Origin of the sequence: Clostridium fermenticellae, assembly GCF_003600355.1 — a bacterium.
Lineage (GTDB): Bacteria > Bacillota > Clostridia > Clostridiales > Clostridiaceae > Clostridium_AV > Clostridium_AV fermenticellae.
Genome location: NZ_CP032416.1, coordinates 1,075,196 through 1,094,908 on the forward strand (window position 1 = coordinate 1,075,196; position 19,713 = coordinate 1,094,908).

The 19,713-nt window shown below is 31.5% G+C and carries 16 protein-coding genes and 2 other annotated features; of the genes, 8 read left to right on the forward strand and 8 right to left on the reverse strand.

The window, feature by feature from the left end; all coding sequences use genetic code 11:
• The 3 genes from hypD to D4Z93_RS05170 all read left to right on the forward strand — a co-directional run bounded on the left by hypD (position 1) and on the right by D4Z93_RS05170 (position 4,228).
• Positions 1 to 2,376: a trans-4-hydroxy-L-proline dehydratase gene (gene hypD, locus D4Z93_RS05160; RefSeq protein ID WP_119970976.1), complete on the forward strand. Its 2,376-nt coding sequence runs from the start codon at positions 1 to 3 to the stop codon at positions 2,374 to 2,376.
• A gap of 20 nt (positions 2,377 to 2,396) precedes the next feature.
• Positions 2,397 to 3,203: a pyrroline-5-carboxylate reductase gene (proC, locus tag D4Z93_RS05165; RefSeq protein ID WP_119970978.1), complete on the forward strand. Its 807-nt coding sequence runs from the start codon at positions 2,397 to 2,399 to the stop codon at positions 3,201 to 3,203.
• A 152-nt stretch (positions 3,204 to 3,355) separates the two neighbouring features.
• Positions 3,356 to 4,228: a sulfite exporter TauE/SafE family protein gene (locus D4Z93_RS05170; protein WP_119970980.1), complete on the forward strand. Its 873-nt coding sequence runs from the start codon at positions 3,356 to 3,358 to the stop codon at positions 4,226 to 4,228.
• Positions 4,229 to 4,832: 604 nt separating this feature from the next.
• On the opposite strand, the gene D4Z93_RS05175 is transcribed toward D4Z93_RS05170, so the two are convergent.
• On the reverse strand, positions 4,833 to 5,045 hold the full coding sequence (locus tag D4Z93_RS05175) for a helix-turn-helix domain-containing protein (protein ID WP_119970982.1): 213 nt from the start codon (positions 5,043 to 5,045) through the stop codon (positions 4,833 to 4,835).
• Between the two features lie 473 nt (positions 5,046 to 5,518).
• On the opposite strand from D4Z93_RS05175, the gene D4Z93_RS05180 reads away from it, so the two are divergent.
• Positions 5,519 to 6,382, forward strand: coding sequence for a DMT family transporter (locus tag D4Z93_RS05180; protein WP_119970984.1), 864 nt, complete (start codon positions 5,519 to 5,521; stop codon positions 6,380 to 6,382).
• A 184-nt stretch (positions 6,383 to 6,566) separates the two neighbouring features.
• On the opposite strand, the gene D4Z93_RS05185 is transcribed toward D4Z93_RS05180, so the two are convergent.
• Both D4Z93_RS05185 and D4Z93_RS05190 read right to left on the reverse strand, forming a co-directional pair.
• A complete protein-coding gene (locus tag D4Z93_RS05185; protein ID WP_119970986.1) occupies positions 6,567 to 8,006 on the reverse strand; it encodes a sodium:solute symporter family protein in 1,440 nt (479 codons plus the stop codon).
• A 205-nt stretch (positions 8,007 to 8,211) separates the two neighbouring features.
• Positions 8,212 to 8,425, reverse strand: a binding site (T-box leader).
• A gap of 140 nt (positions 8,426 to 8,565) precedes the next feature.
• Entirely contained in the window at positions 8,566 to 9,960 is a 1,395-nt protein-coding gene (locus D4Z93_RS05190; protein WP_119970988.1) for a Na+/H+ antiporter NhaC family protein, read from the reverse strand.
• Positions 9,961 to 10,528: 568 nt separating this feature from the next.
• Positions 10,529 to 10,727, forward strand: a binding site (T-box leader).
• 105 nt (positions 10,728 to 10,832) lie between these two features.
• Between D4Z93_RS05190 and D4Z93_RS05195 the strand changes: the two genes are divergently transcribed.
• The 3 genes from D4Z93_RS05195 to D4Z93_RS05205 are packed head-to-tail and all read left to right on the forward strand — an operon-like array spanning position 10,833 to position 14,056.
• Positions 10,833 to 11,645 (forward strand): electron transfer flavoprotein subunit beta/FixA family protein, encoded by an 813-nt coding sequence (locus D4Z93_RS05195; protein WP_119970990.1) that lies wholly within the window; start codon positions 10,833 to 10,835, stop codon positions 11,643 to 11,645.
• Positions 11,638 to 12,615 carry an electron transfer flavoprotein subunit alpha/FixB family protein gene (locus D4Z93_RS05200; protein ID WP_119970992.1) on the forward strand — a complete coding sequence of 326 codons (978 nt, stop codon included), beginning with the start codon at positions 11,638 to 11,640 and terminating at the stop codon, positions 12,613 to 12,615. The genes D4Z93_RS05195 and D4Z93_RS05200 overlap by 8 nt, the downstream gene beginning before the upstream one ends.
• Before the next feature lie 34 nt (positions 12,616 to 12,649).
• A complete protein-coding gene (locus D4Z93_RS05205; protein WP_119970994.1) occupies positions 12,650 to 14,056 on the forward strand; it encodes an FAD-binding oxidoreductase in 1,407 nt (468 codons plus the stop codon).
• Positions 14,057 to 14,096: 40 nt separating this feature from the next.
• Here the strand turns inward: D4Z93_RS05205 and D4Z93_RS05210 are convergent, their stop codons facing one another.
• The 3 genes from D4Z93_RS05210 to D4Z93_RS05220 are packed head-to-tail and all read right to left on the reverse strand — an operon-like array spanning position 14,097 to position 17,138.
• Positions 14,097 to 14,852, reverse strand: coding sequence for a VCBS repeat-containing protein (locus D4Z93_RS05210; protein ID WP_119970996.1), 756 nt, complete (start codon positions 14,850 to 14,852; stop codon positions 14,097 to 14,099).
• 30 nt (positions 14,853 to 14,882) lie between these two features.
• The gene (locus D4Z93_RS05215) at positions 14,883 to 16,160 is read right to left on the reverse strand and encodes an FAD-dependent oxidoreductase (protein ID WP_119970997.1); all 1,278 of its coding nucleotides are present in this window, start codon (positions 16,158 to 16,160) and stop codon (positions 14,883 to 14,885) included.
• A gap of 12 nt (positions 16,161 to 16,172) precedes the next feature.
• Positions 16,173 to 17,138, reverse strand: a complete 966-nt coding sequence (locus D4Z93_RS05220) for a sulfide/dihydroorotate dehydrogenase-like FAD/NAD-binding protein (RefSeq protein ID WP_119970999.1) — start codon at positions 17,136 to 17,138, stop codon at positions 16,173 to 16,175.
• Between the two features lie 404 nt (positions 17,139 to 17,542).
• Here D4Z93_RS05220 and D4Z93_RS05225 point away from each other — a divergent pair, with 404 nt between their 5' ends.
• Positions 17,543 to 17,824, forward strand: coding sequence for a hypothetical protein (locus tag D4Z93_RS05225; RefSeq protein ID WP_119971001.1), 282 nt, complete (start codon positions 17,543 to 17,545; stop codon positions 17,822 to 17,824).
• Between the two features lie 37 nt (positions 17,825 to 17,861).
• On the opposite strand, the gene D4Z93_RS05230 is transcribed toward D4Z93_RS05225, so the two are convergent.
• Both D4Z93_RS05230 and D4Z93_RS05235 read right to left on the reverse strand, forming a co-directional pair.
• Entirely contained in the window at positions 17,862 to 18,662 is an 801-nt protein-coding gene (locus tag D4Z93_RS05230) for an ABC transporter ATP-binding protein (protein ID WP_119971003.1), read from the reverse strand.
• Between the two features lies 1 nt (position 18,663).
• A complete protein-coding gene (locus tag D4Z93_RS05235) occupies positions 18,664 to 19,713 on the reverse strand; it encodes a FecCD family ABC transporter permease (RefSeq protein WP_119971005.1) in 1,050 nt (349 codons plus the stop codon).

A 19,713-nucleotide genomic window follows, 5' to 3' on the forward strand; every position in this document is an offset into this window, starting at 1 on the left:
ATGATGACAGAAAGAGTAAAAAAATTAAGGGAGCAAAGCTTAAACGCTGTTCCAAGTCTTTCAATGGAGAGAGCAAAAATTGTAGATGAGGTTACCAAAAAGTATGAGGGAATAGTTCCAATTCCTGTGCTTAGGGCATTGGCTTTAAAGGAAATCAACTCAAAAAAGAAACTTTGCATTAATGATGGTGAATTAATTGTTGGTGAAAGAGGAGAAGGACCTGCTACAGCCTGCACTTATCCAGAATTATGCTGTCATACACTTCAGGATTTTGATGTTATGTCGCAGCGTGAAAGAATAAACTTCACAGTTAATGATGAAGCAAAAGAATTACAGAAGGATGTTATAATCCCATATTGGCAAAATAGATCCATGAGATACAGAATTCTTGAAAATGTATCACAAGAATGGAAAGACTGCTATGAAGCTGGAATATTTACAGAATTTATGGAGCAAAGAGGACCGGGACATACTGCAGGTGATGATAAGATATACCATAAAGGATTCCTTGATTTTAAAAAGGATATTCAGGATGCAATAAATAAACTTGATTTTTGTGAAGATGATGAAGCTTTAGATAAAAAGAATGAGCTTGATGCTATGTCAATATGTTGTGATGCAATAATGATTTTAGGAGAGAGATATGTTGCTTATGCAAAAGAATTAGCAGAAAAAGAAACTGATCCAGTTAAGAAACAGGAATTACTTGACATAGCTGATGTATGTAGTCATGTACCAGCACATGCTCCGAGAACCTTTAGAGAAGCACTTCAAATGTATTGGTTTGTACACTTATGTGTTATTACTGAATTAAATCCATGGGATGCATTTAATCCTGGTAGATTAGACCAGCATTTAAACCCATTCTATCAAAAAGAAATTGAAGAAGGAACATTAACTCATGACCAGGCAATGGAATTACTTGAATGTTTCTGGGTTAAATTTAATAATCAGCCGGCACCGCCAAAGGTTGGTATCACATTAAAAGAAAGCTCAACTTACACGGATTTTGCCAATATTAATGTTGGTGGAGTAACTAAAGAAGGTTTAGACGGAGTTAATGATGTAAGTTATATGCTGCTTGATGTAATAGATGAGATGCACTTACTGCAGCCAAGTTCAAATGTTCAAATAAGTAAAAAGAGTCCACAAAAGTTTGTAAAGAGAGCTTGTGAAATTGCAAGAGAGGGTTGGGGACAGCCGTCAATGTTTAATACAGATGAAGTTATTCAAGGATTAATGTTTGCAGGAAAATCTCTTGAAGATGCAAGATGTGGTGGAAACAGTGGCTGCGTAGAGTCAGGAGCTTTTGGAAAGGAAGCATATATACTGACAGGCTATTTTAATATGAATAAGATATTAGAAATTACATTAAACAATGGAATAGATCCAATGACAGGCAAGAAGCTTGGTCTTGAAACTGGAGATGCTTCAAAGTTTAAAACTTATGACGAATTGTTTGAGGCATATAAAAAACAAGCGAAATATTTTATCGATGTTAAGATAAAAGGCAATAGAGTAGTAGAAAAATTATTTGCAACTCAAATGCCTGAACCATTCCTTTCTGTTGTAATTTCTGATTGTATTTCAAAAGGTAAGGATTATAATGCAGGAGGAGCAAGATATAACTCAACATTTATTCAATGCGTTGGTATCGGAAATATTACGGATGGTTTGTCATCAATAAAATATAATGTATTTGACAAGAAAAACTTTACTATGAAAGAATTATTAGAAGCTATGAAAGATAATTTTGAAGGACATGATTATATTTATAATTTAGTTAGGAATAAGACTCCGAAGTATGGCAATGATGATGACTATGCAGATGACGTAATGAAGAGCATATTTAATTTATACTTTAGCATTATAAACGGAAGAAGAAATGGAAGAGGCGGATTCCATAAAATTGAGATGCTTCCAACAACATGCCATGTTTATTTCGGAGACGTTATGGGTGCAAGTCCGGAAGGAAGAAAGGCACATATGCCAGTTTCGGAAGGAATTTCACCAGCACAAGGAGCAGATAAACACGGTCCTACAGCAGTTGTTAAATCATGTGCAAAAATGCAGCATATAAAAACTGGCGGAACCCTGCTCAATCAAAAATTTACTCCATCTGTTGTTGCAGGAGAAAATGGACTTGATAATATGGCTAACCTGGTTAGAACGTACTTTAAAATGGATGGACATCATATACAGTTTAATGTTGTAGATAGAGAGACACTTTTAGATGCTCAAAAAAATCCAGATCAATACAATGATCTTATAGTTCGTGTTGCAGGATATAGTGATTATTTTAATAACCTTGACAGGGCACTACAAGATGAGATAATTAATAGAACAGAACAAACTTTTGAAGGAAGCGTCTGTTAAAAAAACAAAGGAGTGTTAATATGAATAAAATAATAGGATTCATTGGATGCGGTAATATGGGTAAGGCAATGATTGGTGGAATAATAAATGCAAAATTAGTAACACCTCAAAGTATCATTGTAGGCGACCTGAATGAAAAGAGTTTGGCTAAGGTTGCTGAAGAATACGGAACTAAAACTACAACAGACAATAATGTAGTAGCTAAAACTGCTGATATTATTGTGTTATCAGTAAAACCAAACTTATATCCAGTAGTAATAAAACAGATAAAAGATCAGGTTAAAGAAGATGTAATAATTGTTACTATTGCAGCAGGAAGAGCTATTGAAGCTACAGAAGAGATGTTTGGTAAAAAAATCAGAGTAGTTAGAGTTATGCCTAACACTCCGGCACTTGTGGGTGAAGCAATGTCAGCAATTTGCCCTAATGAAATGGTATCAAAAGAAGAAGTGTCTGAAATAGTTAGTATATTTGAAAGTTTCGGAAAAGCAGAAATAGTTAATGAGAAATTAATGGATGTAGTAACTGCTGTCAGTGGTTCATCACCAGCTTTTGTATTTATGTTTATTGAGGCAATGGCAGACGCAGCAGTTTTAGATGGAATGCCTAGAAATCAAGCTTATAAATTTGCAGCTCAAGCTGTTTATGGCTCCGCCAAGATGGTGCTTGAAACAGGAAGACATCCGGGTGATTTAAAGGATATGGTATGTTCTCCAAGTGGAACTACTATAGAAGGTGTAGCTGCTCTTGAAGAGAATAGCTTTAGAAATGCAGTTATATCGGCACTCAGAAAAACAACTCAAAAATCTATTGAATTGTCCAAATAAGAAAGCTTTTAACATTTGTAAGGAACATTGTCAAAGTAAATAATAGCAATTATAAGTGGAAACTTCAGGTGAAACTTAATATTTTGCTAAAAAGGATTAAGTGAGGACATCCTCACTTAATCTTTAAATATTATATTTTAGGAGGGAATTATATGATAATTACAGTTCTCTATATTTTACTAATAGGTTTTGCACTTTATTTTGCTTTTGTATTTTTAAAGGACTATGTAAAAACCTCAAAGGAAGGAAAATTAGAGTCAGGAAATTTCTGGGCAATAGGAGCAATAGGACTTGTTATGAATTTTTTTGATACCTTAGGAATTGGAAATTTTGCTACAGAAACTGCTGCTCTAAAAAATTTCAAACTTACTCATGATAGAACACTTCCTGGAACCTTGAATGTTGCCAATGCTATTCCAGTTATAGTAGAAGCATTAATATTTATAACAGTTGTTAAGGTTGAACCTGTTACATTATTTGCAATGTTGGCTGCAGCTGTATTAGGAGCATTAATAGGGGCCAAGTTTGTTTCTAAACTTGATGAAAGAAAAGTTGAAATTGCAATGGGTTTTGCATTACTTATAGTTGCTGTTATTATGCTTTGTGGACGATTAAATATTATGCCGTCAGGCGGAACTGCAGCTGGACTTACAGGAGCAAAGTTAATAATAGCTGTAGTTGGTAATTTCATTTTAGGAGCATTAATGACACTCGGTATTGGACTTTATGCCCCTTGTATGGCATTGATTTATGCACTTGGAATGAGCCCAAAGGCTGCATTCCCAATTATGATGGCATCTTGCGCACTTTTAATGCCAGTTGCTTCAGCTAAGTTTGTAAAAGAAGGCGCTTATGATAGAAAGGCATCAATGTCAATTACGGTATTTGGTATTGTTGGAGTGCTAATTGCAGCATATATTGTTAAATCTCTTCCACTAAATATATTAATATGGGTAGTAATATTTGTTGTAATTTATACAGCTGTAATGATGTTAAGATCTGCTAGCCGTCATAAAGCAAAATAAAAAGGACAAAATGAATATATTGCGTATTAAGCATTGATCATAGATATATGGTTATAAGGACAAACTCAACTCACACCACAGAGGTATACTCACAAACTTTGGCACCCTAAAAAAGTTTTAACATCTCTAAGCTCGCCTTTTAAAAATTTAAGCAGATTATATAAACTCGCTTTGCTCAAACATATATAATCTACTAAAACTTTTCTAAAAGGCTTCGCCAAGAGATGTAAAAGACTTTTTAGATGTGCCCTCAGTTTCCAGGTATACCTCTGCGGTGTGAGTTAAGTTTGTCTTTATAAATTATAAATCAAATGATCAATAAAATAATTTCGCTTTTAAGGGGTTATGGCGATAGCCATATTGATTTAAAAGTCCTCTATTCCATTTAAAGCTAAATCATATATAATCTCACTCATTTTCTTGTATAGCATTCACAACTTACATTATAATTTCCATGATTGTATTCTTTTTATAAAAATTTTATGGACGTAGTCAATGATTAGGTAAATTCCTGTTTTATCAAATCTTTTTACAGTATTCATAACAAACAGTTTTTTCCTAGAATTATTAATAATAAAATCGATATTATAGAGCTTATTTTTATTTAATTATCATCTTTTACATATTCAATTATATCCCCAGGTTGACAATCTAATACTTTACACAATTTATTCAATGTAGAGAATCTAATAGCTTTTGCCTTTCCAGTTTTCAGTATTGATAAATTAGAATTTGTGATTTCTATACTCTCTGCTAAATCTTTAAGAGAAATTTTTCGTTTTGCCATCATTACATCTAAATTAACTACGATAGACATGATATCACTCCTATTTTATATGGTTAGATCATTATCTTCCTTTATTTTCATTACCTCATCAAATATACTTGCAATTAAAAAAAATGTTAAAGAAATAATCACCAATGTTATCAAAGCTATTGTTATATTAAGTCCGAGTATTTGAACTATACCTTTATCGGGTTTGAATATTGAACTGTAGATGGCTTCAATAACTGCTTCTATGAAAATTTAATTACTTCAATATATGTTTAAAATTGCAATTATAGTATAAATCAATATGGCTATCGCCATAAACCCTTAAAGGAGAAATCATATTTATCAAGTTTACATAAGTTATATACTTAAATCAATAAATGCTTTATATGCAATATATGCATTTTTTAACTCACCTTAATTTACTGCTGCTTCAGATTATGAATAAAAGTTTTTTTATGATATACTTTAGTTTAGATGTCATATGACAAAATATTCTAGGGCAGGGGAGTTACAATTTGAAAAAAGGTTACATATATTCTATTTTATCAGCAGTACTTTTTGGAACCTGCGGAATAGTAATAAAAACATCTCTTTCACAGGGGATAGATTCTATAACGTTATTGATTTTGCAGTATTTAATAGCAATTCCTATTATGATTATTTTTATGCTTATCATAGATAAGGATTCACTTATAATAAGTAAGAAGGATTTATATCATGCAGCTGTTTTGGGTGTAATTGGGAATACATTTATGACTGTATTTTATTATTTAGCGTTTGATTATTTGGATGTTTCGGTAGTTACAATATTACTATATACATATCCAATAATGGTATTTATATATTCAGCTGTATTTGAAAGAGTTAAAATAGGAGTTAGTAAAATACTTCTATTATGTGTAGCTTTTATTGGGTGTTTCTTAGCACTTGGAATTTTAAAAGGTATGGGTACATTTTCAGCTATAGGAATAGTATATGGTATTTTATCAGCAGTATTTTACGCTTTTATGAATATATATACAGAAAAAAAGATGAGTAACATGAATTCATTTTCTATTAATTTTTATTCTATTTTATTCTCATTTATTTCATTGATATTAGTAAAACTTCCGCATATTGATTTTTATATTAATTTTAATATAAAACTTGTGGTATCTGTACTACTTTTGGCAGTGATGTGTGAAATAATACCTTTGACATTATTATATTCTGCAATTAAAAAGATAGGTTCTTTAAGGGTTTCTATAATAGGAAATTTAGAAATACCAACAGCTATGTTTTTATCGGTATTAATTTTGAAAGAGAATGTTACAATTCTTCAAGTAATAGGTGCATTTATGGTTATATACGCTGTTTATAGTATAAGAAAAATAGACTAAGTGTTATCTACAGTGACTTCACTTTCTTATATAGGGTTTGCAAATGAAAGCTCAACTTATGCTCCGGCCGGGATTTTCAAAATACGTCACGTAAAAAATTTCTAGTAAGTCTAAGCTTGCGCTTAAAAAAATCCAAGCAGATTTTATAAACTCACTTTTCATTTATAAACTCTATATAAAAAGTTCAGGCTTTTATATACTTTGAATTGTAAACAGATTCCTTATCCTTAAATTCAGGATTATGGATTTTAGTCTTATCTAGTATAGATGTCAAAAAGAAGGCTGCAAGGCATATAATCCACTCCATAAATATTACATGAGGAAAAATTCTAAAAGAAGGCAGAAGTTGCCACAAAAATAATGTAATTATACCAGCTATAGTTGTATAGAATGCAGAATTTTTTCTACAGAGTTTTGGAGCGAATATGGTGAATAAAAATACTATTGTAAACGCAGTTGTAAGGCTTAGACCAATTGATATAGTTTTAAGTATACCTGACATTGAAAGAGCAAGTATAAAAGTAAATACTCCAATTATAACTACGAAAAGTTTTGTTATTACTAAAAGCTTTTTGTCTTCTACTTTTTGATTTAAAAATTTCTTGTATATATCATTTGTAACTAAGGTGGATGCACCTAAAAGTAAATTACAGGCGGTTGAAACATCAGCAGCCCAAAGTGCAGCAAGTGTTATTCCGGCAGCCACCGGGTTCAGTGATAAAATCATCTTTGGCAGAGCCATTGTTGCGCTTACATGTGGAAATGCTGTTTTAGCTGACATACCAATTAATGCACATAAAAAACCTATTGGAATCATTAAAAGTCCACCAAACACAAAGCCGTTTCTTGCAACCTTGGGATCTTTTGCTGCAAAGGTTAATTGAACAGGTCCCTGCATAGACATAACTTGAGTTGTCATGACTAAGATCCAGCTTAGTATTATCCAAAGCCCAACTCCTTTAATAGGACTGAAGTATGGAATACCCTGGGGGAGAGAAAGTCTTATATTCTGAAGGCCGCCTCTTTGTGATACAGAGAGTATTGTACATAATATTATTCCTGTGTACTTTAAAGGAACATTGAATAAATTACATAGACCAGCAGACCACATGCCACCTATAAAGGTTATTCCTACGAATACACATGCGCTAACTATCATTCCTGTTTTTATGGTGAAGATATTTGGAAGTAATGATGATAGTATAGCTCCACCTGCAATGTATTGAAGCGATACTACTACGATTAGAATTATAATTTGGCATAGTACACATACAAATCGCCCTTTTTCATCATAAAATTTTCCAAATAGTTCAGGAACAGTTGATACATTGAATTTTCTGTATTTTGAAGCCAGCGCAAGCCCCATTATAATTGCACCAATTCCCCATGCTACATTGTACCATCCAGCTGAAAGACCAACATTATAAGCTTGCTCTGCAACACCTATAGTAGAAGCACCCCCAATTGCTAGTCCTATGAGTGAACAGGTTACCATTGGAGTTGTTAGCTGTCTACCAGCTAAAGTATAACTTTCTCCTCCTTTTGATGCCTTTTTTCTTGCGAAAAAACTTATTACAAATAACATAGCAATATATAGTATTATGATTATTAAAGATATATTCATTTATTATAGCCCTCCTTTTTATTTATGAAAAAGGTACCTTAAATTAAGGGACGAAATAATCGTGGTACCACCCTAGTTAAACAAAATTAAGAATTTTTAAAATAGCAATAAAAAAAGGCACCCAATGTAAAGGGGCGAATGATCGCGGTACCACCCTAATTGAACAATAATAGTGAAATTTATAAGATAAAAAAAGCACCTACGATTAAGGGACGATTAATCGTGGTACCACCCTATTTCAAAAACAAGTATTTGTTCTTCTCTCACTTTATAACGGAAGTTAACCGGCACAGTTTACTTCTTAAAAGTTTCAACCTGCAGTTCAAGAATGTATTTCATAAAGCATATTAGACAGTTTACACCAACCACTGTCTCTCTTTGCAATATACTTGATTACTTCTTTCTATCGTCACATATTTTTATGTGATTTAAATTATAAATTTTAATTTTTAGGATTGCAACTATAAAAAGTAGTGTTTAGATAGAATAGGTTTAAAATGCTCTACAAATTTAAATGTATCTGTGAAATCTGAATTATTTTAAATTATAAATAAAATTATCATTCATGCAGTTTTGGTATATAGCATTTATGACTTTTCGTACAGGAGGTTAAAAATGCTGTAGAAAATGTGATTATTGGTGCAACATAACATAGTACTGCATATGGAAGATAAAGTGAAACTGAAATTCCCGTTACAGCAACAATGAATAATGCATTTGCATTCCAGGGAATAAGTGGGGCAATAGCAATACCGGTATCTGAAATAGTCCTTGATAATATATTGTTATCTATTTTCATTTTTTCATATTTTTTCTTCAAAAAACTGCATGGAATTATAATTCCGACTGTTTGATCACTTATAGATGTTAAAAGGCCACTTATAATTCCAGTTTTAAATATAAGATTTCCTTTTGATGTGATTTTAGATGTCAATTTTTTTATAATAGGGTCTATTGTTTTTGTTTTGCATAAAAGACTGCTTAAACTTAAAGCACCGATTAGTATTAAAAGTATCCCAAACATGGAGATAATTCCGCCACTTAACAATATTTTATTTAAAACTGCAAAATCTGTGTGAGCCTTATAGCCAGTAAATATTATTAATATTGTAGTTTTTAAACTTATTCCCTGTATGAATATGGCAGAAAAAATACTTAAAATTATTCCTATTGATACCGATTTCAATATATTTATACCTAAGAATGACATTACTACAATACTTAATGGTACAAGTAAAAGCGTTGGAGATATGTGGAAACTTTTATTTAAAGCAAAAGTGAGAGAATTTATATTTGAAACCTTATTCGAAATATTGTAATTTTTGCCTAGTAAATAATAGATAAAGCAACATATAAAGTACTCTGGTATAAGTGTTGTAAGTACGGATTTAAGTGTGTTCTTATAATTTGTTTTCATACCTTCTATTGTCAGATTACAGAGGCTAGATATTGGTGAAATTCTGTCACCTATAGAGGCCCCGGATATTATTACTCCTAATGTAATGTAACCAGGTATTCCAAAAGCTTTTCCAAGTCCTAAAAGGGCAATGCCTATTGTGCTAACTGTACCGATTGCAGTTCCCATAAAGAAGGAGACTAATGAAGTTATTATAAATGCAGCGAGTAAGAAATTTAAATTTTGCATATATTCTAGTCCATAATACATCATAGCAGGTACAATTCCGGATATTAGCCATGCAGATATAATAGCACCAATAGATATTATCAAAATAATAAGAGATTTACATTCTATTAAAGTTTCTTTTATTATATTTAAAGTTTTTAGTACAGGAAGTCCATTTTTTTTGTATATATAAGAGCAGAAAATTATACTTGTAAAAAATGCATAAGATAGGGAAAGTTTAAATATAATACAGGAAAATATAGATAAAAGTATAAAAAGTACTATAAGGTAAGAAGTTTTGTTTTTTATAGAAATTTCATCTTCAGTCATGGTAAAGTCCCCCTATAACTATTGAGTAGATTTTGAATAATTAAAAATAAAAAGTACCTGCAAATTAATCGCGATACTATGCTAATTAAGACTAAATTATTACTTTGTTCATACAAGTTTTATTATAATGTCAGGGTTTTATGAATACAAGTATGTTTTTAAAATATGATAGATTTTTAAAAACGTTTCACTAACACTTACTACAAAATTTTTTAATGTGCCTAAATTTTAGAAATCCCGGCCTGCGCATAAGTTAAGCTTAGAATTACTAAAAGCATTTATAGTATCGGATTTTGACAGTATCTCCCGGGGGATGGATTAACTTTTCATTTATAAACCCTATATCATGTAGTGACTTCGTTAAATATTACATGGGGAAAAGATTAAGTGAATCGTATAGTTTCTGTCATACTTGTGTTCGTGAATGCATATATATAGATAAAATTATAAAATATTTAATATATAAGAAAGTGTTTTGCTATTAAATTTTTTATATATTATTTATTATAGAAATAAGATTTTTTATATTGACATGACTTTGAATTTGTAGTAAACTCATTGCAAATAGAGAAAGGCAATGATAGGATTAAATAAATATGTTAATGTTTTTAAGAGAGCAGGTATTTGGTGTGAATCTGTAAACATGCATATTGAAACTCACCCTTGAGCTGTAAGCTGAATTAACTAAGCTTATCCGGTTTTTATAAACCGTTAATACAATTAAGATAAAAAATGGGTGGTACCGCGGCAGATTTTTCGCCCCAGCGAATTAGTCTGTTTTTTTTGTACCTTAAATTGTATTTAGATATTAAAGGTATGACCAATGCGCCAGTGATTGTTCATAATTTATAGAAAGGAAGGATGAAATTTACATGAATATCGTAGTTTTAATTAAACAGGTCCCTGATATGGACAAGGTAAAATTTGACAGAGAAAAGGGTGTTGTAGATCGTAAATCAGCAGGTACAGAAATAAATCCATTTGATTTAAATGCACTTGAAGCAGCTGTTCAGATAAGTGAAAAAATTGATTCAAAAGTAACAGTAATAAGTATGGGACCTCCTAGTGCAAAAGAGGCACTTAAAGAATGTATTGCAAGAGGAGCAAATGAAGGGATACTTGTAAGTGATGCAAAATTTGGCGGCTCAGATACCAAGGCAACATCAGTTATCCTTGCAGCTGCAATTAAGAAGATTTCAGAATATGATTTGATAATTGCAGGAGAAAAAACAGTAGATGGCGATACAGGGCAGGTTGGACCTGAAATTGCAGAGGTATTGAATATACCACATGTCAGTTATGTGAGTAAAATCGATAACATTGATAATAAAAATATTACAGTTTGCTCGGATATTTGGGATGGAACTTATTTAAAGCAAATGAAATTCCCTGGATTAATCACAGTTACTAAGGATATAAATGAACCAAGACTTCCTTCTTTTAAGAATAAGATGAAGGCTAGAAAGGCCGAAATAAAAGTTCTTACTTTTGATGATCTAAAAGAATTTCTCGATGAAGAAAAGGTTGGTTTTAAAGGATCACCTACTAAAGTAAAAAAGATAGAAGTTCCAAGTGTTCAACAAAGACAGGGAAGAATCTTTAGAGAAGCAGATACTCAAAAGGCAGAAGATGAATTAATTAATATATTCAGAAAAAATAAAATATTGGAGGTAAACAATGAGTAGGGAATATAATGGTGTATTAGTATTTGCTGAACAAAAAGATGGACAAATCCATAGAGTTAGTTTTGAATTGCTTGGAAAGGCAAAGCAAATTGCGCGAAAATTGAAAACATCTGTATACAGCGTTATTTTAGGGCAGGAAGGAATGGATGTAAAAGAACTTATATATAGAGGGGCAGATAAAGTATTTTATATAACTGGAAATGAGTTTAATGAGCCTGAGGAAATGATTTACAAGGCAAATTTGGAAAACTTGATAAGGAAGATTAAACCTGAGATTTGCTTAATTGGAGCAACTACACTTGGAAGATCGCTGGCACCGAGAGTTGCAGCTGCACTAGGCACGGGACTGACAGCAGATTGTACAGGACTCGAAGTAGATGAAGATGGAAAACTTATTCAAATAAGGCCGGCATTTAGTGAGAACATATTGGCTCACATAAAAACTGATACTTATCCTCAAATGGCTACAGTAAGATATAAAGAATTTAATGAAATGCCTAGAGATGAAAATAATATTGGTGAAATTATAAATGTGGATAAGGTAAGTTATGATAATAATTTGGTTAAGGTTTTGAAAAAATTAAAATCTCAGGATGTTAATATTTCAGATGCTGGTGTAGTAGTTGCAGCAGGGAGAGGGATAAAGAAAGCTGAAGATCTTTGTATGATAAAAGAACTTGCTGAAATTTTAGGCGGAGTTGTAGGGGCAAGTAGAAGCATTGTCGATGATGGTTTTATATCTAAGGATTTTCAGGTTGGATATAGTGGAAATAGAGTGAAGCCAAAGTTATATATAGCCTGTGGAATTTCTGGAGCGCCGCAGCATTTGGCTGGTATGAAAGAATCTGATTTTATTGTGGCAATCAATACTGATCCGTCAGCTCCAATATTTAATGCAGCTGATTATGGGATTGTTGATGATATTTACAAGGTTGTACCTGAACTAATTAGTAAAATAAAAAATAGTTAGAAGGGCTTTATTTAATAAAAAGGGGGCAATAAAATTGAAAAATGAATTATTAAAAAATGAACCTTACAAGGTAGTTGAAAGTCTAAAAAAGATATCAGGTGATGACTGGGTTACAAATGATTTATCACAGATACAGGGTTATTTGTATGATGAAACAGAACCACTTCTTAGACCAGAAGCATCAAAGGATTGTGTAGTTGTTAAACCTGGATCACCAGAAGAAATATCTAAAATATTGGAGTATGCGAATGAAGAGGAGATATCAGTAATTACAAGAGGAGGCGGAACAGGAGTAGTTGGAGGTGCGATCCCGACGACAGCAAGTATAATTTTGTCACTTGAGAGATTGAACAAGGTTGTTGAACTGGATGAAAAGAATCTTATGATTACAGTCGAGGCAGGAGTCACATTAGCTGATTTACTTGAGGTTTTAAATAATCAAAGTGAATTATTTTTCCCGGTACATCCGGGAGATGAAGGAGCACAAGTCGGAGGAATGGTTGCCACAAATGCTGGCGGAACAAAAGCTGTAAAGCATGGGATCATGAGAAATCATGTTAAGGCACTTGAGGTTGTACTTCCGACAGGTAAAATAGTTAATTTGGGTGGAAAGCTCCTTAAGAATAATATGGGGTATGATTTACTTCATATGATGATTGGAAGTGAAGGTACCCTGGGAATTATTACTAAGGTAACCTTGCGATTGTATGCTAAGAGCAAATACAGCGGAACCTTAATCATTTCATTCAATTCACAGCAGGATGCTTGTAATGCTGTACCCGCAATACTTCAAGATGGAATAACTCCATTGGCCGTTGAATATATGGATAGAGATATATCGAACACATCTGCAAAAGATCTTGGAACTACATGGCCAGCTTCTAAAGGATCTGTGGATTTGCTTTTTATACTTGAAGAAAATAATGAAGATGAGCTCTACGGAAATAGTGAAAAAATTGTAGAAATATGTGAAAAATATAATGCTGTAGACAGTATTATAGCAGAAACACCAAAAGAGCAGAGACATATTTTAGAGATAAGAAGTAATGGATACACACCTTATAGAGATAATATATCAGATGCACTTGATGTAGCTGTACCACCGGCAGATGTACCACAATATTTTAATGATATTAAGGAACTTTCTTTAAAATATAATAATCATATTTTATCACTTGGACATATAGCAGACGGAAATATACACAATTTTATTATGAGTGATAATGGAAAGTTGCCTTCATATTATGAAGAACTTAAAGAAGAGATATACAAGGCTGCTATAAAGTACGGTGGAACTGTTACAGCGGAGCACGGGACTGGAAAGACTAGAAAGAAACATATGAATTTGCAGTTTACAGATGATGAAATCAATATTATGAGAGGTATAAGAGCTGTTTTTGATCCGAATAAAATTTTGAATCAAGGAGATATATTTGATTAGAACTACGATAAAGGCTGCCTTAAATGGCAGCCTAATTTATCTATGATATATTTTGGGGGATTGTTATAGACATATTGTAAGATGTAAATTTTGAATTATCAAAAGTGAGCATATTTTGTATATAGCCTAAAGTATCTCCATTAGTTGTTCCAATTATACGCTGAAATGCGGTTAAATCATAATTATTAGTTTTTTCATCAGAGGCTATTGGAATTAATGCACCTAGAGAAAGAACCTCACCTTGAATAGGATTTATAAGTTTTCCATTGCTGTCATAGTATTTTGATAGGTAAGATTTGTCTTTATAGCTTATATCTAATGTAAAAACTTGATTTAGAGTAAGACAGGAAATTTTTACTTTATATAAATCCATATAATCTACATTGTATTTGTATTTATCATTGTAATTTTCAAAGTTAAAGAGTTCCGTTTGAATATTATTTTTGAATGAGTATATATAGTAAACACCATATCCACCGCTTCCACCAGAGTCAATACTTATTTTTATATCACAAACGTTATCTTTATTAAAATCTCCTAAAAATAATCTTGGATTATATCCTTCATTGAATTTTGGGGTAATTATATTAGTTCGATTGCAGTGTCCGTTTTGAATTACAATTGTAATATTACTTATAAATTCGCTGTCAGGATCATCATCTGACTTATTACCATAAATAGATACCTTATCGATGATTTTGTCACCAGTTACATCGCCAAGCTTCATGTCTATTAGGGAAGTACTTCTAAAAAAATTATTAAACGGGCATAAATATGTTGAATAAAACATACTCATAGCATTAAATTCTCCTAACCATTATAAATTTTAAATTAAAGATTGGTTAAATATATTTGACAAACCAAGTTTTTTTATTCTAGCTTGGATTTCATTTTTATCTATTGAATATAGATTTTTTCCCTTCATTCTATTGAAATATTCTGCACCAGCAAAGGTATACCTATTTTGCCTTCCTTCTTTAGTTTTAATTCGTGAATTTGCATAACTAATTATATCTCCGATGGCTGTTTTATCTGGAAGTACCAGGGTATTAAAACCAAGAGCGTATCTTACAGCATTATTTCCAGCTAAGGAACCTGTACATATTGCTTCTGTATGGCCAACAAATAAACCACTTTTTTCACCGGCACAGAATAAATTATCAATTCCTTGTACCTTTAAATCATCATAAACCGGTGCTACAGAAAGATATCGTATAGAATTACCTTTACCACCAGAATAGGGATCTACAAATTTTACATTTTCGAGACCAGGTATCTTTCTTAATTTATCCAAAGGATAATAAGAAGTCATGAGCTTTATATGTCCGGTATCAAGAAGAACAATATTTTCAGCAAATTCTTTTAGGGCGTATTGCTGACATACTTTTGCTTTGAGTTTATCCAAGTTTATATCTTCTTTTGGGACTTTTAAGACAACAACGCCTTTTTTCTCAATTTCATTTAAAAGATTTTTATCTACAGTATCTTTTGATAGTTTACATGAACCACTGAAGGCTCCATAAGTTCCATCAGACCTTTCACCATGAAGATCTTCCACACCTGCACACTCACTTATACTTATCCTCGGACCAAAAGATGGACATCTTAGTATACACATGGAACACCCGTTACCATATTTTATACAGTTACCCATAGGTCCAGTAGATCCAGTGGTTTCAATAAATACATCTGCTTCTTCATATTCTCCATCAGCTGTGAATATGCCTTTTATTTTAGTATCGTCCATGTCTACATCTACAACTCTAGAAATTAGATTTAGTTTTATACCTTTATCTAGTAGATATTTTCTAACAGCGGGTTCTATTTTATTTACATCATAAAGCCATGCATGTTTATGCCCTGGAAAATCCAGATTTTTGTGTCTTGTAAGACTATCTGTAATATTTATAAGATCTCCAGCACCAAGAGCTATAATTTCTTCAGCAGCAGTATATCTTCCATTATTTCGCATTATTCCACCAACATTTCCAAGGCCAAGTACCATATCTGTTTTTTCATATATTGTAACATCTGCACCAGCTTTTTTTGCAGTTAAAGCTGCAGCACATCCTGACCAACCTGAACCAATTATGATTACTTTCATAAGAATACCTCCTTATATGATCCTTCTGTCTTTAAATAAATCTCTTGGATCTATTTGTACTTTACATAACCTTTTTACTACATTTTCTTCATAATGTTTTGTGCAGCTTCCACAAATACCCTCACCACAAGTCATCTTTGCATTATTACAGCATGAAAGATTTATAGATTTATCTATAAATTTAATGATTTTATAGGTCATTATATCAGGCCCTCCACAGTGAAGTAAATTGACCTTGTATTTGTTTAAGATTTCACTTAGCTTGGATTTAAAGTCATCTGTGAGATTTCCATGATCAAGTATAGAACAGTCTATAACTTCCAAATTGAATTTTTTAAAGTAATCTTTATAGATATCTTTATTGTATTTACATTCAATCAGTGAAATAATTTTATTGCCATTTGAATATAATTTTTTCATAACAGGAATTGATGGAGCTATACCTATTTCACGAGCAGTAATTATTGATATTCCATTTTTAGATTTATTTATATTTAATAGCCCCATTATACCATTTGAAAAAGGTCCTCTTACTAAGAGATCGTTTCCTTCAGCCGATTCAGATAATTTCTGGGTTTTTATTCCGGTTACTTTTATTAAGAGTTTTATAATACAGCTATCAATGTCTGACTCCATCACAGATATTGGAACATCATAGTAATTTAAACTGTCTAAAGTCCTTAAAAATATAAAACTTCCTGGATACTTTAACTCTTTTGCAAGACTTTGAGATACTTTTATTCTAAACATATACAGGTTATCCTCAAAAGATTCTTTTTCTATCAATTTGCATTTATAAGTCTCTCTTATTTTTGAAGCAGTAGCTCCATTTGATAGATACTTTTCATATATACATACTCCACACCAATCTTTACACTGACAAAATTCATTATTAGAAAGCTGTGAGCAGTGTACACAATTGTTAGTTTCGGCTAGGTGACATGGGCAATATATACTTCCAGCGTCGATACAATACATGTAAATAATCACCACCTATTATAATTGGCTATATTTTTTATATTAAAAGATTTATACACAATATATATTATTTTTCATTTGGCATATTTGTTACTTTGAAACTTTTCAATATATAGTATTCCAAAAATTTATTAATAGTTTATTAATAAATTTGAAACCTAATTGTCAAGAAAGACATTTAATATATATGTATACCATATTCCATAATGAAAAAGCTACTGGTAGCGATTGCTGTCGGTAGTTTTTCTAATCTTTTAATCTATAAACTTCCTAAAATATAATTTCATGATATAATATTAATTAACTTAGAGTATAATTAACAAATAGAAGAGACAAAAGGGATCTGCTATAATTAATAATGAAGAAAGAATATATACACTTAAATATCATAAAGGAGAATAATTGTGGAAAACGATAAAATATTTGAATTCATGACTAAAATGTATGCTGACTTAAAAGAAAGTCAGGGAAAAATGTATTCTGAAATGCAAAATGGATTTGAAAATGTTAATAAAAAAATTGGTGATTTAGATAAAAAAGTTGATAATTTAGAGGGAAAAGTTGGTAGCTTAGAGGCAAAAGTTAGTAGTTTAAGGGCTATTAGAGATATTTCTAAGACATCAGATAAGGGCGAAAAGGCTTATGATTTTATAAAAGAACTTTCTAATAAAAACTTTGGCAACTAATCTATATAAAAAAGCAGCTCTTTTAAAGAGTTGCTTTTCATAGCTTATTCGTATTTTTTTTGGATGTAAATGGAATTATATGCGGTCTATTGTTTATTGGATTTTTTATCATACACATATCTATTTTATATACACCTTTAATATTTTTCTCTGTTATAACTTCATCAGGGGTACCACTAGTTATTATAGAACCATTATCCATAAGTATTATATAGTCACTATATTGGGAGGCCAGGTTTAGATCATGTAATACGGCGACTATTGTTATGCTTTTAGTTAGCAATTTGATAGTGTCTAGAATCTCTATTTGATGATGTAAATCAAGGTGAGATATTGGTTCATCCATTAATATGATATCAGTATTTTGAGCAAGTGCTCTTGCTATGAGTACCCTTTGTTTTTCACCACCACTTAGTTGATTTATAATTTTATCGCGAAGCTGCCATGTGTTAGTCATGTTCATTGCATTTTTAGCAAGTCTATAATCTTTTTTTGATTCACTTTCAAATCTTGAAAGGTAAGGGGATCTTCCCATTAAGACTATGTCTAGGGCTGTAAAATCAAAATCTATTGTTGTATTTTGTGGAACAACCGCCAGTTTTCTTGCTAGAGAACTATTTTTAAAATCAAGAATATCTATATTATCCAAAAAGATACTTTTAGTTGTAGGTTTTAAAATTTTTGAGATGTTTTTTAATAATGTGGTTTTACCGGAACCATTAGGACCTATGATTGAATAAAATTTATTTTTTGTAAAATTTATATTAATTTTATGTAGTATTTCTGTTTTATCAAAGCTAAAGTGTAAATCTTTAATATCAATGGCAGATGAATTCAAATTAAATCACCTTCTTTTTAGTTTTAATGAGAAGATAAATAAAATATGGGGCACCAAATAAAGCTGTTATCGCACCAATAGGTATTTCCGATGGAGCAGCTATTGTTCTTGCAATTGTATCCGATATTATCATAAATATAGCACCAATTATCATTGAAAATGGTAATAATACCTTATGATCAGGACCAAATATCATTCGAACAACATGAGGAATAATTAAGCCGACAAATCCGATTACTCCACTTATTGAGACACACGCCGCAACTATTATCGAGGATACTCCAAGTATCAGTTTTTTTACAGTTTCTACATCTATTCCAAGACTTCTTGCAGTGTCATCACCTGTTAACATTATATTTAAGTCTTTTGAAAAAGATAAAATTATAATGGAACCTATAAGTAAAAATGGGAGGAGAGTTAATATTTGATTATAACTTGATGCAGACATACTTCCAAGTGTCCAAAATACAATTTTATCAAGCTGCTGTCTATTAAATACCATTATTATGGATATTAAGGAAGATAACAAAAATCCCATAGACACACCGGCCAAAAGTAGTGTTGTAGTTGGTATTTTATTCTTTACCCTTGCTATGCTATATACAATCAACGTTGTTAAAATAGAGGATATAAAAGCAAGTACAGTAATAGTGGCATTACCAAAGATTGAACCATCTAAACCAAGAATAAACCCAATAGCAGCACCTAATGCGGAACCTGATGAAATTCCGAGTACGTATGGATCTGCCATTGGATTTTTAAATATGGCTTGAAATGAGGCTCCAACTACAGACAATCCAATACCGACTAGTGCGGATGTTATTATTCTAGGAAGCCTTATTTCAGTTATTATAAGAATGTGATCCTGAGATATATTACTGTAATTTACGAGATTTTTGATAAAAGGTATTTTACTACACATAACAGAAAAAGTTTCTCTCAAAGGTATATTTGCAGATCCTAGAGTAGTTGATATTAAGGAAACCAAAATAAGTAATATTATACAAATACAAAAGCTAAGCTTAAAATGTTTTTTATGTAAAAAGCTCAT

Coding starts and splice junctions, on each gene's coding strand:
- hypD (WP_119970976.1), top strand. CDS start 1: ATGATGACAGAAAGAGTAAAAAAATTAAGGGAGCAAAGCTTAAACGCT.
- proC (WP_119970978.1), top strand. CDS start 2,397: ATGAATAAAATAATAGGATTCATTGGATGCGGTAATATGGGTAAGGCA.
- D4Z93_RS05170 (WP_119970980.1), top strand. CDS start 3,356: ATGATAATTACAGTTCTCTATATTTTACTAATAGGTTTTGCACTTTAT.
- D4Z93_RS05175 (WP_119970982.1), bottom strand. CDS start 5,045: ATGTCTATCGTAGTTAATTTAGATGTAATGATGGCAAAACGAAAAATT.
- D4Z93_RS05185 (WP_119970986.1), bottom strand. CDS start 8,006: ATGAATATATCTTTAATAATCATAATACTATATATTGCTATGTTATTT.
- D4Z93_RS05190 (WP_119970988.1), bottom strand. CDS start 9,960: ATGACTGAAGATGAAATTTCTATAAAAAACAAAACTTCTTACCTTATA.
- D4Z93_RS05195 (WP_119970990.1), top strand. CDS start 10,833: ATGAATATCGTAGTTTTAATTAAACAGGTCCCTGATATGGACAAGGTA.
- D4Z93_RS05200 (WP_119970992.1), top strand. CDS start 11,638: ATGAGTAGGGAATATAATGGTGTATTAGTATTTGCTGAACAAAAAGAT.
- D4Z93_RS05210 (WP_119970996.1), bottom strand. CDS start 14,852: ATGAGTATGTTTTATTCAACATATTTATGCCCGTTTAATAATTTTTTT.
- D4Z93_RS05215 (WP_119970997.1), bottom strand. CDS start 16,160: ATGAAAGTAATCATAATTGGTTCAGGTTGGTCAGGATGTGCTGCAGCT.
- D4Z93_RS05220 (WP_119970999.1), bottom strand. CDS start 17,138: ATGTATTGTATCGACGCTGGAAGTATATATTGCCCATGTCACCTAGCC.
- D4Z93_RS05235 (WP_119971005.1), bottom strand. CDS start 19,713: ATGAGCTTTTTACATAAAAAACATTTTAAGCTTAGCTTTTGTATTTGT.